15 protein-coding genes are annotated in these 14,996 nt (G+C 70.2%); 6 read left to right on the forward strand and 9 right to left on the reverse strand.

Going from position 1 to position 14,996, the window contains the following annotated elements; all coding sequences use genetic code 11:
* Positions 1-11: 11 nt before the first annotated feature.
* Complete coding sequence (locus tag ACIRU3_RS21665) at positions 12-1,379, forward strand: hypothetical protein (RefSeq protein ID WP_404058536.1); 1,368 nt, start codon at positions 12-14, stop codon at positions 1,377-1,379.
* An 8-nt stretch (positions 1,380-1,387) separates the two neighbouring features.
* Entirely contained in the window at positions 1,388-1,831 is a 444-nt protein-coding gene (locus ACIRU3_RS21670) for an FUSC family protein (protein ID WP_404058935.1), read from the forward strand.
* Here ACIRU3_RS21670 and ACIRU3_RS21675 read toward each other — a convergent pair.
* Both ACIRU3_RS21675 and ACIRU3_RS21680 read right to left on the reverse strand, forming a co-directional pair.
* Entirely contained in the window at positions 1,807-2,022 is a 216-nt protein-coding gene (locus tag ACIRU3_RS21675; protein ID WP_404058538.1) for a hypothetical protein, read from the reverse strand. The genes ACIRU3_RS21670 and ACIRU3_RS21675 overlap by 25 nt on opposite strands.
* 274 nt (positions 2,023-2,296) lie before the next feature.
* The gene (locus tag ACIRU3_RS21680) at positions 2,297-2,902 is read right to left on the reverse strand and encodes a YceI family protein (RefSeq protein ID WP_404058540.1); all 606 of its coding nucleotides are present in this window, start codon (positions 2,900-2,902) and stop codon (positions 2,297-2,299) included.
* 259 nt (positions 2,903-3,161) lie between these two features.
* On the opposite strand from ACIRU3_RS21680, the gene ACIRU3_RS21685 reads away from it, so the two are divergent.
* The 4 genes from ACIRU3_RS21685 to ACIRU3_RS21700 all read left to right on the forward strand — a co-directional run bounded on the left by ACIRU3_RS21685 (position 3,162) and on the right by ACIRU3_RS21700 (position 7,995).
* Complete coding sequence (locus tag ACIRU3_RS21685) at positions 3,162-3,659, forward strand: hypothetical protein (RefSeq protein WP_404058542.1); 498 nt, start codon at positions 3,162-3,164, stop codon at positions 3,657-3,659.
* Between the two features lie 21 nt (positions 3,660-3,680).
* Positions 3,681-5,999: a polysaccharide lyase 8 family protein gene (locus tag ACIRU3_RS21690; protein ID WP_404058544.1), complete on the forward strand. Its 2,319-nt coding sequence runs from the start codon at positions 3,681-3,683 to the stop codon at positions 5,997-5,999.
* A 154-nt stretch (positions 6,000-6,153) separates the two neighbouring features.
* Positions 6,154-7,749 (forward strand): acyl-CoA carboxylase subunit beta, encoded by a 1,596-nt coding sequence (locus tag ACIRU3_RS21695; protein WP_404058546.1) that lies wholly within the window; start codon positions 6,154-6,156, stop codon positions 7,747-7,749.
* A gap of 57 nt (positions 7,750-7,806) precedes the next feature.
* Entirely contained in the window at positions 7,807-7,995 is a 189-nt protein-coding gene (locus ACIRU3_RS21700) for an acyl-CoA carboxylase subunit epsilon (protein WP_404058548.1), read from the forward strand.
* 231 nt (positions 7,996-8,226) lie between these two features.
* Here ACIRU3_RS21700 and ACIRU3_RS21705 read toward each other — a convergent pair whose 3' ends face one another.
* The 7 genes from ACIRU3_RS21705 to ACIRU3_RS21735 all read right to left on the reverse strand — a co-directional run bounded on the left by ACIRU3_RS21705 (position 8,227) and on the right by ACIRU3_RS21735 (position 14,989).
* A complete protein-coding gene (locus tag ACIRU3_RS21705) occupies positions 8,227-8,808 on the reverse strand; it encodes an ATP/GTP-binding protein (RefSeq protein WP_328678727.1) in 582 nt (193 codons plus the stop codon).
* Positions 8,789-9,352: a DUF742 domain-containing protein gene (locus ACIRU3_RS21710; protein ID WP_404058550.1), complete on the reverse strand. Its 564-nt coding sequence runs from the start codon at positions 9,350-9,352 to the stop codon at positions 8,789-8,791. Before ACIRU3_RS21710 ends, ACIRU3_RS21705 begins: the two co-directional genes overlap by 20 nt.
* Positions 9,353-9,446: 94 nt before the next feature.
* On the reverse strand, positions 9,447-9,860 hold the full coding sequence (locus tag ACIRU3_RS21715) for a roadblock/LC7 domain-containing protein (RefSeq protein ID WP_005479603.1): 414 nt from the start codon (positions 9,858-9,860) through the stop codon (positions 9,447-9,449).
* A 10-nt stretch (positions 9,861-9,870) separates the two neighbouring features.
* On the reverse strand, positions 9,871-13,128 hold the full coding sequence (locus ACIRU3_RS21720; RefSeq protein WP_404058552.1) for a nitrate- and nitrite sensing domain-containing protein: 3,258 nt from the start codon (positions 13,126-13,128) through the stop codon (positions 9,871-9,873).
* Positions 13,129-13,508: 380 nt separating this feature from the next.
* A complete protein-coding gene (locus ACIRU3_RS21725; protein ID WP_358653295.1) occupies positions 13,509-14,084 on the reverse strand; it encodes an ATP/GTP-binding protein in 576 nt (191 codons plus the stop codon).
* Complete coding sequence (locus ACIRU3_RS21730) at positions 14,065-14,463, reverse strand: DUF742 domain-containing protein (protein WP_019058642.1); 399 nt, start codon at positions 14,461-14,463, stop codon at positions 14,065-14,067. Before ACIRU3_RS21730 ends, ACIRU3_RS21725 begins: the two co-directional genes overlap by 20 nt.
* Before the next feature lie 112 nt (positions 14,464-14,575).
* The gene (locus ACIRU3_RS21735; protein WP_005479910.1) at positions 14,576-14,989 is read right to left on the reverse strand and encodes a roadblock/LC7 domain-containing protein; all 414 of its coding nucleotides are present in this window, start codon (positions 14,987-14,989) and stop codon (positions 14,576-14,578) included.
* Between the last annotated feature and the right edge of the window lie 7 nt (positions 14,990-14,996).

The raw sequence follows: 14,996 nt of genomic DNA on the forward strand, positions 1-14,996 counted from the left end.
AGTTTCGAAGGATGAAGGCCGTCCTGCGGACCCGGAGCCTCCCAGCGCTGTTGCTGGCCGCCCTGACGCTGGTGATCGTCACCGTGCTGACGCCCGGTGCGATGGCGGCCACCAGCGTCTCCACGATCGCCGAGGCCCTCCGCAAGGGCCCGGTCTACGTCGACCCGGCGGCGTCCGCCCAGCTCTCCGCAGCCGACGCCGACACGCTCGCCAAGCGGATCAAGAACGCGAACAAACCCCTGTTCATCGCGGTCCTGCCGGCCGGCCACCCCACCCAGAACCTCTTCTCCGACCTGCGCACGGCCACCGGAGTCACCGGCCTGTACGCCATCCGTCTCGGTGACCGCTTCGACGCCCGCGCCGACTCCTCGGTGCTCCCGCGCAGCGCTGTGCGGAATCTCGTCAGCAGCGTCCAGGGAGAGAGCGCAAAGACCCAGCTCGCCGACTTCACCGACCGGGCTCTGGCCAACATGGGCGGCCACGCCCCCTCGTCCTGGGGCTCCTCCGGCTCGGACGGCGGAGTGTCCGGTACGGCGCTGATCGCGGTGGGCGCGGTCCTGGTGGCCGGCGGCGCGGGAGCCTACGCCCTGGTCCGCCGCAATCGCCGCCGCCACGCGGAGGAGCAGCGGGCCGCCCTGGACCGGCTGCGGGTGGTGGTGGACGAGGACATCACCGCCTTCGGCGAGGAACTCGACCGGCTGGACTTCCACCCGGCCGAGGCGGGTGCCGACGACGCCATGCGCGCGGACTACGAACGGGCCCTGGACGCCTACGACAAGGCCAAGCAGTACATGGGCGAGGCCCGCAGACCCGAGGACGTCCGGGCGGTCACCGAGTCCCTGGAGGACGGCCGTTTCTCCCTCGCCCAGCTGGCCGCCCGCCGCGAGGGACGCCCTCTCCCGGAACGCCGCCCGCCCTGCTTCTTCGACCCCCGCCACGGCCCCTCGGTCACCGACGCCGGGTGGACCCCGCCCGGCGGCGCCCCGCGCGAGGTCCCGGTCTGCGCGGCGGACGCCACCCGTCTGGCCGACGGCCGTGACCCGGTGATCCGCGAGGTCGACACCGACTACGGCCGCCGCCCGTACTGGGACGCGGGCCCGGCCTACGGCCCCTGGGCGGGCGGCTACTTCGGCGGCGGCATCCTGCCCGGCCTGCTCGTGGGCACCCTGCTGGGCAGCATGATGGCCACGCCGTCGTACGCGTCCGACTACGGCACCGGATACGGCGACTTCGGTGGTGCGGGCTTCGGCAGCGGCGGCTACGAGGGCGGCGACATGTCCGGCGCGGACTTCGATCCGGGCGACTTCGGAGGCGGCTTCGGCGACGGCGGAGGCGGGGACTTCGGCGGGGGAGGCGGGGACTTCGGGGGCGGGTTCTGACCGTGTCGATGGCGGGGGCGGTGGCCGCCTCGTTCGCGCTCGGCCGACTGCTCCAGGACGGCCACTGGCCCTGGCTGGTCCTCACCGCGTACGTCGTCGCAAGCGGCAACCGGGGCCGTACCGACGTACTGCGCAAGGGAGTCGGACGATTCCTGGGCGCCTGCGCCGGCACCCACCTCGCGACGGGCGTGGCGGCGGCCGGCATCACCGGCCACGCGGCGGTGGCGGTGCTGTTCGCCGTGCTGGCCGTGGCCCTGTGGCTGCGCCCGCTCGACTACGCGTACTGGGCGGCCGGCATGACCACGGCACTCTCACTGCTTCTCGGCTACTTCGGCCAGGACGCGGCAGACCTGCTGCCGACCCGGCTGGCCGCGATCGCCGTCGGCGCGGTGCTGGCCGTGTCGGCGGCGTGGTGGCTCCTGCCGGTTCAGCGCCCGTACCGGCGGGCGTAACGCTCACCGGAGGCATGCCACCAGGCGGGCGGCGAGGGACCGTCGACGACGGAGGTCGGCTGGCCGGGATGCAGGCCGAGCCGCCACAGCGCACGGGCGTCCGCCTTCAGGCTCAGCGTGCCGCGCCAGTGCCCGTCCTCGGCGATGCGGCACATGAGATCGATCCGTATCTCCTCCTGCGTGAACGGCATCCAGTCGATGCCGCGTTCCCGCAGTCAAGCGAAGAGGACGAACGGGGGGCGGGGGCGGCCCGGCAGGTTCTCGTACGAGGTGAGGTGGACCCAGTCGATCTGTTCGTGCTGCCCGGAGGGCGATGCCATCGTGGACCTCGCTGTGTGCTGATCGGTCGTCGGAGGAGGCCATCCTCGCGCGCACACGTCAGTGCCCGCCTTCCATTTTCGGGGGAGTGGAGGGCGGGCACTCTCGGAAAGCCGCGGTCCCGGCACCGGCCGGACCGCCGGAGGTTCACGCGTTCTTGATCGCCGAGATGTCGAAGTTCAGCTTGATCTTGTCGGAGACGAGGAAGCCGCCGGTCTCCAGCGCCGCGTTCCAGGTCAGGCCCCAGTCGGAGCGCAGGATCTCGGCCTTGCCCTCGAAGCCGACGCGCTCGTTGCCGAACGGGTCCTTCGCGGCGCCGTTGAACTCCAGGTCGATGCTGATCGGCTTGGTCACGCCGAGGATGGAGAGGTCACCGGTGATGCGGTAGTCGTCGCCGCCCAGGGCCTCCGCCTTGGTGGAGCGGAAGGTCATCGCCGGGAACTCGTCGGTCTTGAAGAAGTCCGCGGACTTCAGGTGACCGTCACGGTCGGCGTTGCCGGTCTCGACGCTCTCCATCCGGACGTCGAGGGTGGCGGTGGACTTGGTGGGGTCCTCACCGTCCAGGTGCAGGGTGCCGGTGAAGTCCTGGAAGCTGCCCTTGACGTTGGTGACCATCGCGTGGCGCGCCACGAAGCCGATCGCCGTGTGCGCAGGGTCGAGCGTGTAGTCACCGGTCAGCGCGGCCAGGCCGGGGTTGACGGCGGTCGGCTCCGAGGTGGCGGGGGTGGTGTCCTTGCGGCCGAAGATGCCCATGAGGTGCTCCTTGGGGACGGGCGCGGCTCCGGTGCGAAGTCGCGGCAGTTACTAGGTTGAATGTTCAACGAATCCAACGGGACCGACGGTAGACCTATTCCGTTCAGTTTTCAACAGCATCCGGAACGTGTTGTCATCGTCGCACGGAGTAACCAGACAGGCCCTCTGGCGGACTCGCGCAGCGCTCGGGCACCATCTCCGTGCGCCACCTGCACAGCCGACCCACAGGAAGCACGGCCATCCGCAGGAAGGTCCCCCCATGAAGGTCCGCTCCGTCCTGACCGCGCTCGCCCTCGTCGTCGCCCCCGGCGTCGCCGTCGTGGGCACCGCCACCGACGCCTTCGCCGTCACCAGAATCAGCCACGCGACCGCCACCCAGATGTTCCGCGACGTCGGCATCACCTGGTCGTCCTCGGGCAACTGCTCCGACCGGAACAACTCCACCTGTACGTCCTTCGACCAGCTCAACCTCGCCACCGCACAGGGTGCCCAGACCCTGAAGCGCGCCAGTGGCTGCGCCCTCAACATCACCGGTGGTACCGAAACCGGCCACGCCTCCGGCACCTACTCCCACTGGAACGGCTACAAGCTCGACTACGGCAAGAACACCTGCGTCACGTCGTACATCAAGAACAACTTCACCTACATCGGCCTGCGCGGCGACGGCGCCCCGCAGTACCGGTCCGGCTCCGGCAACATCTACGCCGACGAGGGCAACCACTGGGACGTCCTCTACTACAACTGCGGCGGCTGCTGAACCGGGGCGGTGAACAGCGACATGGGCACGACCGGACCGACGCGGCGCGCCCTCCTGCTGGCCGCCGCCCTCCCCGCCACCCTCGCGCCCCGGACCCGCGCGGCACCCGCCGCCGACCCCTACGACACCCTCCGGCGCCGCTGGCTCGACATCGCTCTCGGCACGGGATACGACCCGACGGCCGAGCCGTACGCCGCACGGCTCGGCCAACTCGGGGCAATGGCCAGGGACTTCCGTTCCGCCATGGCCCCCGCCCCCACCTCCCTCTGGCCCGGTCACCCTTTCGACCCGCCCGCCGGCATCACCTTCAGCTACGGCCGCCTGTGGACCATGACCCAGGCCTACACCCAGCCCGGCACCGGCTCCACCGGCGACGGCCCCCTCCTCGCCGACGTGCTCCGCGGCCTCGACCACCTCCGCGCCACGGTCTACAACCCGGTCACCACCCGCTACGGCAACTGGTGGGAATGGCAGATCGGCAGCCCCCGGCTGCTCATGGACATCACGGCCGCCCTGTACGACCACCTCGGCGAGAGCCGTGTCGCGGCCGCCTGTGCCGCCGTCGACCACTTCATCCCCGACACGATGCTCACCGACTACTCCGGCACCTCCACCGGCGCCAACCGCGTCGACCTGTGCCGGTCCGTCGCCCTGCGCGGCATCCTCGGCCGGGCCGGCGACCGTGTCGCGCTCGCCCGGGACGCCCTCGCGCCGGTCTTCCCGTACGTCACCCGGGGCGACGGTCTCTACGCCGACGGCTCCTTCGTCCAGCACACCTGGGTCGCCTACTCCGGGACGTACGGCCAGGTCCTGCTCGACGGCCTCGGGCGGCTGTTCGCCCTGCTCGCCGGGTCGCCGTGGGAGGTCACCGACCCGGCCCGGCGGAACATCCTGGACAGTGTCGAGCACGCCTGCGCGCCGCTGATCCACGACGGGTTGGTGATGGACTGCGTCAACGGGCGTGCCATCAGCCGGGGTTACCTGCGGGGCGACGATCTGCAGGTCATGCGCAGCGACCACTACCACGGCCAGGCCCTGATCGCGGCCCTCGCCCTGCTCGCGGACGGCGCGAGCGAGGAGGATCGGGAGCGGTGGTACGGCGACATCAAGGGCTGGATCGAACGGGACACCGTGACATCCGCTCTGACGTCACGTCAGTTCGGGGTCGCCGACCTCGCACGGCTGCACGCCGTCGCCGACTCGGCCGTTCCCGCGCGCCCGGAACCCGTCGGGCACCGCCTCTTCCCGGCCATGGACCGGGCCGTCCACCGCCGCCCCCGCTTCACCGCCGCGCTCTCCATGGCCAGCGACCGCATCGCGCACTACGAGTGCGGAAACGGCGAGAACCCGCGCGGCTGGCACACCGGCTCGGGGATGCTCTCCTGGTGGCCGGCGGGCCGGTCCGACCAGTACACGGACTGGTACTGGCCGACCGTGGACTGCTACCGCCTGCCCGGCACGACCGTGTCGACCCGGCGCCTGGCCGACCGGGCCGGCGGCGAGTGGGGCGTCCCCAAGCCGGACGTGCGCTGGGTGGGCGGCACGACCGATGGCGAGTACGCGGCTGTCGGCCAGCATCTGAAGGGCCTCGGCTCGACGCTCCGGGCCCGCAAGTCCTGGTTCTTCCTCGCCGACGCCGTCGTCTGCCTGGGCGCCGGGATCACCTGTGCCGACGGTGTCCCGGTCGAGACCGTCGTGGACAACCGCAACCTAGGCGAGGGCGGCACCCAGCGCTTCGTACGCGGCCCCGGCTGGGCCCATCTGGAGGGCCACGGTGGCTGGATCCTGCCGTGTGGCGGCGAGCTGCGTGCCCTCCGTGAGGACCGCACCGGAGCGTGGTCCGACATCAACGCCACCAGTACGAGCGAGCGGCGCACCCGCCGCTGGCAGACCCTCTGGCTCGACCACGGCACCGACCCGGCCGACGCCGCCTATGCGTACGTCCTGCTGCCCGGCGCCTCCCGTGACGAGGTGGCCGCCCGGGCCGCCGACCACCGCCGGCTGTCCGTCCTCGCCAACGACGCCCGCCGCCAGGCCGTCGCCGTTCACTCTTTCGGCCTGATCGCCGCGAACTTCTGGGAGGCCGGTACGGTGGGTGGCCTGACCGTGTCGGCCGGCGCGAGCGTGCTGGTCCGGCGCCGGGGCCGGACCGCTAGGCTCTGCGTCAGCGAGCCACCCCGCACGGGCGCGCCGCTGGAGGTCGTCTGGGACCGTCCCGTGCGCTCGGTCGTCCGGGCCGACGACACCGTGCAGATTCTCTCGGCGGACGGCCGTCTGAGGCTCCGTGTCACTCCAGGGATGGCATGTTCCACCCATGAATGTGAGGTGGCTCTGCGGTAATGCCTTTGTGGCACCCCTACAACGCTGATGCCCCCTGAGCAGTCGGAACGGCTGCATGCGGTTGTGGTTCTGTTCAGTGGTACCAGGAAAACGGGCTGGAGACTGTACGGAGTCGACGGCTCGCTTTCCTTGGTGTCCTTCGTAAGGTCGCTACATGACCGTTTTGGAAGAGACCACGGGTGAGCCGACCGGCGAGCCGACGGACGCGCGCGGGCGGGTCGCCGAGCTGCACGAGATCCGTGCGCAGGCCGTGGCGGGCCCCAGCGAGAAGGCGACCGAGGCGCAGCACGCCAAGGGCAAGCTGACGGCGCGGGAGCGCATCGAGCTGCTCCTGGACCCAGGGTCCTTCCAGGAGGTCGAGCAGCTGCGCCGGCACCGGGCGACCGGTTTCGGTCTGGAGGCGAAGAAGCCGTACACGGACGGTGTGATCACCGGCTGGGGCACGGTGGAGGGCCGCACGGTCTTCGTCTACGCCCATGACTTCCGGATCTTCGGCGGCGCGCTGGGCGAGGCCCACGCCACGAAGATCCACAAGATCATGGACATGGCCATCGCGGCCGGTGCCCCTCTGGTCTCCCTGAACGACGGCGCGGGCGCCCGTATCCAGGAGGGCGTCAGCGCCCTCGCCGGTTACGGCGGCATCTTCCAGCGGAACACGAAGGCCTCGGGTGTCATCCCGCAGATCTCCGTGATGCTGGGCCCGTGCGCCGGCGGCGCGGCCTACTCCCCGGCGCTGACAGACTTCGTGTTCATGGTCCGCGAGACGTCCCAGATGTTCATCACCGGCCCGGACGTCGTCAAGGCGGTCACCGGTGAGGAGATCACCCAGAACGGCCTGGGCGGCGCGGACGTCCACGCGGAGACCAGCGGTGTCTGCCACTTCGCGTACGACGACGAGGAGACCTGCATCGCCGAGGTGCGCTACCTCCTCTCGCTCCTCCCGCAGAACAACCGTGAGAACCCGCCCCGGGCGGACTCCGGCGACCCGGTGGACCGCCGCAGCGACGTCCTCCTCGACCTGGTCCCGGCGGACGGCAACCGGCCGTACGACATGGCCAAGGTCATCGAGGAGATCGTCGACGACGGCGAGTACCTGGAGGTCCACGAGCGCTGGGCGCGGAACATCATCTGCGCGCTGGCCCGGCTGGACGGCCAGGTGGTCGGCATCATCGCCAACCAGCCCCAGGTGCTGGCCGGTGTCCTGGACATCGAGGCGAGCGAAAAAGCTGCGCGCTTTGTCCAGATGTGTGACGCTTTCAATGTCCCGATCGTGACCTTCCTGGACGTACCGGGGTTCCTGCCCGGTGTCGACCAGGAGCACGGCGGAATCATCCGCCACGGCGCGAAGCTGCTGTACGCCTACTGCAACGCGACCGTGCCGAGGATTTCGCTCATCCTGCGCAAGGCGTACGGAGGTGCCTACATCGTCATGGACTCCCAGTCGATCGGCGCCGACCTCACCTACGCCTGGCCCACCAACGAGATCGCCGTGATGGGCGCGGAAGGCGCGGCCAACGTCATCTTCCGCCGGCAGATCGCCGAGGCCGAGGACCCCGAGGCCATGCGGCAGAAGATGGTCAAGGAGTACAAGGCCGAGCTGATGCACCCGTACTACGCGGCGGAGCGCGGCCTGGTGGACGACGTCATCGACCCCGCCGAGACCCGTGAGGTCCTGGTCAAGTCCCTGGCGATGCTGCAGTCCAAGCACGCGGACCTGCCCTCCCGCAAGCACGGCAACCCCCCGCAGTAACCGAGCGGACCCGCCGCGGCAACCCCGCGGACCCCTCTCTCCCGGAGACTGACATCCATGAACACGCCTGACATCCGCGTCGAGAAGGGCCACGCCGAGCCCGAGGAAGTCGCCGCCATCACGGCCGTCCTCCTGGCCCGTGCGGCCGCCCAGCCGGCCGCCCCGGCTCACCGTGGCCGAGCGAAGGCCGGCTGGCGCCGGCTGGAGCGCGAGCCCGGCTTCCGTGCGCCGCACAGCTGGCACTGAATTTTTGCGCATGACCACGGCCCCGCCGCTCCTTCGGGAGGGCGGGGCCGTCGCGTTGTCCGCCTGCCAAGTCCCCCTCCGCACGGAGGCATTCGGATCGTGCACGGACACGGGGCCACCGGGCGGCCGGCCTCGCCCGGCCGGCATCACCCACTGCGCAGGCCGCGCCCCCACGCAACCCGGCCCCCGAACCGCATGGTTCGGGGGCCGTCGTCGCGACGTGCGGGCGCGCTACCGCAGGCGCGCCATCAGGGCGTGCTCCACCAGCGTGATCAGCCCACTCTTGGCGTCCGCGCGGTGGCGGGCGTCCGTCGTGATGATCGGGGTGTCGGGACCGATCTGCAGGGCCTCGCGGACCTCGTCGGGGTTGTACGGCTGCTGGCCGTCGAATCCGTTGAGGGCGATGACGAAGGGCAGGCCCGAGTTCTCGAAGTAGTCGACCGCGGGGAAGCAGTCGGCCAGGCGCCGGGTGTCGACCAGGACGATCGCGCCGATCGCGCCGCGCACCAGGTCGTCCCACATGAACCAGAAGCGGTCCTGGCCCGGCGTACCGAAGAGGTACAGGATCAGGTCCTGGTCCAGGGTGATACGGCCGAAGTCCATCGCCACCGTGGTGGTGGTCTTGTCCCCGGTGTGGGTGAGGTCGTCGATGCCCGCCGAGGCGGACGTCATGACGGCCTCTGTGCGCAGCGGGTTGATCTCCGAAACGGCGCCGACGAACGTGGTCTTGCCCACGCCGAAGCCGCCCGCCACCACGATCTTCGCGGAGGTGGTGGAGCGGGAAGGACCGCCGCTAGAGCTTGCGAAGTCCACTGAGCACCCTTTCGAGCAGTGTCACGTCTGGCTGGCCACCGGCGTTCTCGTCGCCGCCGGGCTGATGGATGGCGACCAGGCCCGCCTCCGCCAAGTCGGCGACGAGGATCCTGGCCACGCCGAGGGGAATCGACAGCAGGGCCGAGACCTCGGCCACCGACTTGATCTCCCGGCACAGGTTGCAGATCCGCTGATGCTCGGGCAGCTGGCCCTGCATCTGGTGCGGCTGCGCGGTGGTGTGCACCAGTGCCTCGATGGCGAGCTGGTAGCGCGGGCGGGTACGGCCGCCGGTCATGGCGTACGGACGCACCAGGGGGTTGTTGGCTGCCGGCGCCGGCTCGGGGCGGCGCTGCGGCTGAACCGGCTGGATACGCGGGGCCGGCGGCTGGTCGTACGGCGACGGGCCGGGGCCCTGCGGCGCGTACGGCTGCCGGTGGCTCGGGGCGGAGGGGAAGTTGTACCGGTTCGCCGATCCGTCGCCCTGGCCCTGGGCAGGGCCGTACGACCAGTTGCCCGAAGACGAACCGCCTGGGGGTGTTGCCACTTTCTCCTCCTCCGACCGTGCCGGGCACCCATCCGTGTGGAGCCGCGTCCCGAAACCTTACGGCCCCGGGACGCGTATACGCACCGTTCGTCTGTTAGTTGAGAAGGCTTCCCTGGAGCTCCGCGCGGAGATCCGGGGTGAGGACCGTGCCCGCGCGGTCCACCAGAAGAGCCATCTCGTACCCGATGAGGCCGATGTCCGCCTCCGGGTGGGCCAGAACCGCGAGCGAGGAACCGTCGGATACGGACATGATGAAGAGGAATCCTCGCTCCATCTCCACAACCGTCTGGTTCACACTGCCGCCCTCGAAGATGCGGGAGGCGCCTGCCGTCAGAGACGTCAGACCGGAGGCGACGGCCGCGAGCTGGTCGGCGCGGTCGCGCGGGAAGCCTTCGGACATCGCCAGAAGGAGTCCGTCGGCGGAGACCACCACCGTGTGGGACACCCCCGGGGTGTTGTCCACGAAGTTGGTGATCAACCAGTTCAGGTTCTGTGCCGCCTGGCTCATCGGGCTCACACTAACGCTCCTGGTTGTAGGTGCTGTCAGGACCGAAGCCCTGGCCGTTCGTTTCACTGCCTGCGTTGCGTCCGCGCTGGACGCCTCGACGCAGGTTGCTCAGCCTGCCCCGGACGTCCTCCGGGGCGCGGGAGACCTGAGGGCCTCCCTGGGGGGTGCTCTCGGCGGTTCCCTCGACCAGGTTGGCCTTGGGAACCCGCCGCGGCAGGCCCGAGGAGGTGACCCCGCCCGCCTTGGGCTTCCGGAGCTGCGAGGCCTGCTGCCAGCGCTCGTCGTTCGCCGAACGCCAGTCGTTGTCGCCGTTCTGCCCCGGGGTGTTACCCGGTGCGGGAGCCGGCGTTTCCTGCTGTACGCGCGCCGTGCCGTTGGAGGCACTGGAGCCGTTGGAACCGCTCGCGCCGGATCCGCGGCGGGGCAGCCCGGCGTCGGTCAGCTGGTGGGCGGCGGGAGAGGCCGGTCCCGGACGGTCGAAGCCTACGCGGTTCCGCTCACTTGCGTCAGCGGCCTGCGAGGATTCCGTTTCCGGAGCGTACTGGGCCGGGTAGCCGTTCTGGTAACCGTCCTGCTGCGGCCAGTCGTCCTGGTAGGACGGGCTTTCGTAGGAGCCGAATCCGTCGGACGCGGCGGAGTGCGCCGGGGCGTGCTCCTCCTGGGCAGGCTCCGCATACGCGGACTCGGGGTAGCCGCCGCCGTTCGAGCCGAAGCCGTCGTTCTGCGGCAGACCGCCGTTCGGCGAGTAGTACTGGTCGTCGTACGACTTCTCGTACGAGGTGCGCTGCTGCTCCTCGTACGTCTGCTCCTGGTACGCCTGCTGCGGCTGCTCCTGGTACGCCGGCTGCTCGGTGTAGCCCGTGCTGCTGCCGTCGTAGCCCCGCTGCGCGTCGAACTCGTCCCGGTAACCGGACTGCTCGGCGGTCTCCTGCGGCTGGCCGTGGTTCTGGGCCTCCAGGGCCGCCCGGCGCTCCTCGCGCATCCGGGTGCGGCCGACGGGGTCCAGCTCACGGATGTCGTCGGGGACGTCGGAGTAGCGGCTGTCGTCGAAGCCCAGCTCCGCGGCGGTGCGCATCGGCGGCACCTGGGCGAAGCTCTCACCCTGGAACTGCTGATCCGGGATGATCTGGGAGACCGTGAACTCCTCGCGGTCCAGCGGCGTCTCGGCGCCACCGCCGTGCGTGATCGCGTCCGGCAGCATGACCAGGGAGGTCGTGCCGGCCTGCTCGCCCGAGGGGCGCAGCTGGACGCGGATGCCGTGCCGGTCGGACAGCCGGCCGACCACGAACAGGCCCATGCGCTGGGAGATCGCGGCGTCCACGGTCGGCGGGTTGGCCAGCTTGTGGTTGATGTCCGCGAAGTCCTCGGCGGTGAGGCCGATGCCCTTGTCGTGGATCTCGATCATGACCCGACCGTCGGGGAGACGGGTGGCCGTGACGCGAACCTTGGTCTGCGGGGAGGAGAACGTCGTGGCGTTCTCCAGCAGCTCGGCGAGCAGGTGCACGAGGTCGGTGACGGCGCGGCCGTGGATCTCGGCCTCCGGGACGCCCGACAGCTCGATGCGCTCGTACTGCTCCACCTCGGAGGAGGCGGCGCGCAGGACGTCGACCAGCGGAACCGGCTGGTCCCAGCGGCGGCCGGGCTCTTCGCCGGCGAGGACCAGGAGGTTCTCGCCGTTGCGGCGCATACGGGTGGCGAGGTGGTCCAGGCGGAAGAGGTTCTCCAGCTGGTCCGGGTCCGCCTCGTTGTTCTCCAGATCGGTGATCAGGGTCAGCTGGCCCTCGATCAGCGACTGGTTGCGTCGCGAGAGGTTGGTGAAGATCGCGTTGATGTTGCCCCGCAGCAGGGCCTGCTCGGCGGCCAGCCGGACCGCCTCGCGGTGGACCTGGTCGAAGGCGCGGGCGACCTCGCCGATCTCGTCGCGGGTGTTGATCGGGATGGGCTGGACGCGGGTGTCCACGCGGCCCGGGTCGGTGCGCGAGAGCTGGTCGACCAGCATCGGCAGGCGCTGCTCGGCGATGCCGAAGGCGGCGTTGCGCAGCTGGCGCATCGAGCGGCTCATCTGGCGGGCCACGGCACCGGCCAGGATGAACGCGAGGAGCAGGGCGACGACGACCACGGCACCGGTGGTGATCGCGGAGGTCTTGGCGTCGTCGGCGATGCCCGAGGCCTCGTTCACGGCCTTGTCCGCCAGATCCGACTCGATCTTGCGGTAGGCGTCGTACCTGAGCGTGTTGGCCGCCCACCAGTTCGCCGCGGTGGTGCCCTTGGCAGCGAGCTGCTGGCGGGAGAGGGGGCTGGTGTCCTTCAGACCGACCAGCGCCGTGACCATCCCGGTCGGGTTGGACGGCGGCGGGACGTAGCTCGGGTCCTTCTGCTTGGCCGCCGCGGCCATGGCGGCCCCGTCCGTCTTCATCTTCGCCTGCGCGTCGGCCAGCTTCTGCGCGTCGGCGTCGGTGCCACCGCCGAGGTACTCCTCCAGAGCGATGCGCTCCAGGTAGGCGTACGAGGACAGGGACACGCGCTGGGTCGCCAGGTTCGGGGCGTCCGGGCCGGGCTTGACCAGCAGGTGCATGCCGATCGACCGCTCCAGCGACAGCGCCGCCTTGGTGAGCGAGATGGCGTAGACGGTACGGCCGTAGGAGGTGATGTTGCCGGTGCCCAGACCGAGTTCGTTGGCGAACTCCATCAGCTTGTGGCTGACGTTGACGTAGCCCTCTTCGGTCGCCACGCCGGTGGCGTTCTTCGTGTACGCGATCTGGCGCAGCTTCGTCAGGCTGGGCTCGACCTTGCGGAACTGCTGCAGCCTGCGCTTCAGACCGGACTTGTCCGGCATGTTCTGAGCGGCCTCGTCGAAGGTGCCGGCGGCCAGGTCCGTGTTCTTACGGGCCTGGGTGACGACGTTCTTGTCCCTGTCCAGCAGGATCGGCGCAGCGGTGACGTCACGCTCGGTCTCGAGGGCGTCGGCGTAGCTGAGCGCGGCGCGCACCAGACGGGCGGTGTTCTCCGCGTCCCGGGCCTGCTGCCAGGTGTCGATGGAGCTCTTCACCTGGAAGCCGCCCATGACGAGACCCACCGCCACGGGTATGAGCAGAATCGCGTTCAGCCGGGTCGGCACGCGCCAGTTGCGCGGGGAGAAGCGGCCGCCGCTCTTCGCGGGAGTGGCCGCCGGCTCCGAACCGGGCACAGGGGTGGGCGCCGCAGCGCGCGGCGGCGGGGTGAAGTTGCCCCGCGCCGACGGCTCGGGACCGTTCTTGCTTCGCCTCACTCGACCAACAACCTCTCGGCGGTCGGCACCTACGTCGTGCCGCAGTCTCTCAGAGCCCGGATCGCCACAGACCACTACTGAGTACGTCTTTGACTATTGGGCAGTTCAGGCATTCCAGCACGTCATCCAGCGCTCTTCCAAACAGCGGAAACCTGCGGAGCGCCCCCGTGTATGCCCTAGATAAAACGGGCATAAAGAGCGAGCCCCGCCAAAAGGCGGGGCGTTTGTGAGCGCAGCGGCACCGATCGACCGCGTCGCGTGGTGAAGCCGGGGGATTCCTCTGCCGAACTGTTATGAACACCGGAGCCGACCGTGTCAAAGGCCACAGTCGGCTCCGAAGTGTTTACGACAACTGCCGTACGGCACGTCTCACTTGCGTGCTAGCGCAGGCGCGCCATCAGGGCGTGCTCCACCAGCGTGATCAGCGCACTCTTGGCATCGGCGCGGTGGCGGGCGTCCGTCGTGATGATCGGGGCGTCCGGGCCGATCTGCAGGGCCTCGCGGACCTCGTCGGGGTTGTACGGCTGCTGGCCGTCGAATCCGTTGAGGGCGATGACGAACGGCAGGCCCGAGTTCTCGAAGTAGTCGACCGCGGGGAAGCAGTCCGCCAGGCGCCGGGTGTCCACGAGCACCACCGCGCCGATCGCGCCGCGCACCAGGTCGTCCCACATGAACCAGAAGCGGTCCTGACCGGGCGTACCGAAGAGGTACAGGATCAGGTCCTGGTCCAGGGTGATACGGCCGAAGTCCATCGCCACCGTGGTGGTGGTCTTGTCCCCGGTGTGGGTGAGGTCGTCGATGCCCGCCGAGGCGGACGTCATGACGGCCTCCGTGCGCAGCGGGTTGATCTCCGAGACGGCGCCGACGAACGTGGTCTTGCCCACGCCGAAGCCGCCCGCCACCACGATCTTCGCCGAGGTGGTGGCCCGGCCCGCGTCAGAGCTTGCGAAGTCCACTGAGCACCCTTTCGAGCAGCGTCACGTCCGGAGCGCCACCGTTGTTCTCGTCGCCACCCGGCTGGTGGATGGCGACCAGGCCGGCCTCGGCGAGGTCGGCCACCAGGATCCTGGCCACGCCGAGCGGCATGGCCAGCAGCGCCGACACCTCCGCGACCGACTTGACCTCCCGGCACAGATGGCAGATGCGCTGGTGCTCCGGGAGCAGCCCCATGAGCGCTGCCGGGTCGGCCGTGGTGCTGATCAGCGCCTCGATGGCGAGCTGATAGCGCGGCCGCGTCCGGCCGCCGGTCATCGCATAGGGACGTACCAGCGGCTGGTCGCCCTCGTCCCCGTACGGCTCCGCGTACGGATCATGAGAGGCGGTGGGCGGGGTCATGAATCCTCCGGGCGGGACAGCAAGTCGGTCAGTCGTGCCGTCTGACGGGGGCCGGTGGGGGGATTGTGGCGGCCGGACGGTGTTTTCGTGAGGTGGGTGGTGCCGGGGCCGTTCAGTGGAGCAGACTGCCCTGGAGTTCGGCGCGCAGATCCGGGGTGAGTACCGCACCCGCGCGGTCGACGAGCAGTGCCATCTCGTAGCCGACGAGGCCGATGTCGCACTCGGGGTGGGCGAGGACGGCCAGGGACGACCCGTCCGAGACGGACATGAGGAAGAGGAAGCCGCGCTCCATCTCGACGACCGTCTGCGCCACGTCGCCACCCTCGAAGATCCGGGATGCCCCGGCCGTGAGGGAGGTCAACCCGGACGCGACGGCCGCCAGCTGGTCGGCGCGGTCCCGCGGGAATCCTTCGGACATTGCCAGCAGAAGGCCGTCGGCGGAGACCACCACCGTGTGCGACACCCCAGGGGTGTTGTCCACGAAGTTGGTGATCAACCAGTTCAGGTTCTGTGCCGCCTGGCTCATCGGACTC

The sequence above is a fragment of the Streptomyces sp. NPDC101151 genome (assembly GCF_044768335.1).
Lineage (GTDB): Bacteria > Actinomycetota > Actinomycetes > Streptomycetales > Streptomycetaceae > Streptomyces.

Coding starts and splice junctions, on each gene's coding strand:
- ACIRU3_RS21665 (WP_404058536.1), top strand. CDS start 12: ATGAAGGCCGTCCTGCGGACCCGGAGCCTCCCAGCGCTGTTGCTGGCC.
- ACIRU3_RS21670 (WP_404058935.1), top strand. CDS start 1,388: ATGGCGGGGGCGGTGGCCGCCTCGTTCGCGCTCGGCCGACTGCTCCAG.
- ACIRU3_RS21675 (WP_404058538.1), bottom strand. CDS start 2,022: ATGCCGTTCACGCAGGAGGAGATACGGATCGATCTCATGTGCCGCATC.
- ACIRU3_RS21680 (WP_404058540.1), bottom strand. CDS start 2,902: ATGGGCATCTTCGGCCGCAAGGACACCACCCCCGCCACCTCGGAGCCG.
- ACIRU3_RS21685 (WP_404058542.1), top strand. CDS start 3,162: ATGAAGGTCCGCTCCGTCCTGACCGCGCTCGCCCTCGTCGTCGCCCCC.
- ACIRU3_RS21690 (WP_404058544.1), top strand. CDS start 3,681: ATGGGCACGACCGGACCGACGCGGCGCGCCCTCCTGCTGGCCGCCGCC.
- ACIRU3_RS21695 (WP_404058546.1), top strand. CDS start 6,154: ATGACCGTTTTGGAAGAGACCACGGGTGAGCCGACCGGCGAGCCGACG.
- ACIRU3_RS21700 (WP_404058548.1), top strand. CDS start 7,807: ATGAACACGCCTGACATCCGCGTCGAGAAGGGCCACGCCGAGCCCGAG.
- ACIRU3_RS21715 (WP_005479603.1), bottom strand. CDS start 9,860: ATGAGCCAGGCGGCACAGAACCTGAACTGGTTGATCACCAACTTCGTG.
- ACIRU3_RS21730 (WP_019058642.1), bottom strand. CDS start 14,463: ATGACCCCGCCCACCGCCTCTCATGATCCGTACGCGGAGCCGTACGGG.
- ACIRU3_RS21735 (WP_005479910.1), bottom strand. CDS start 14,989: ATGAGCCAGGCGGCACAGAACCTGAACTGGTTGATCACCAACTTCGTG.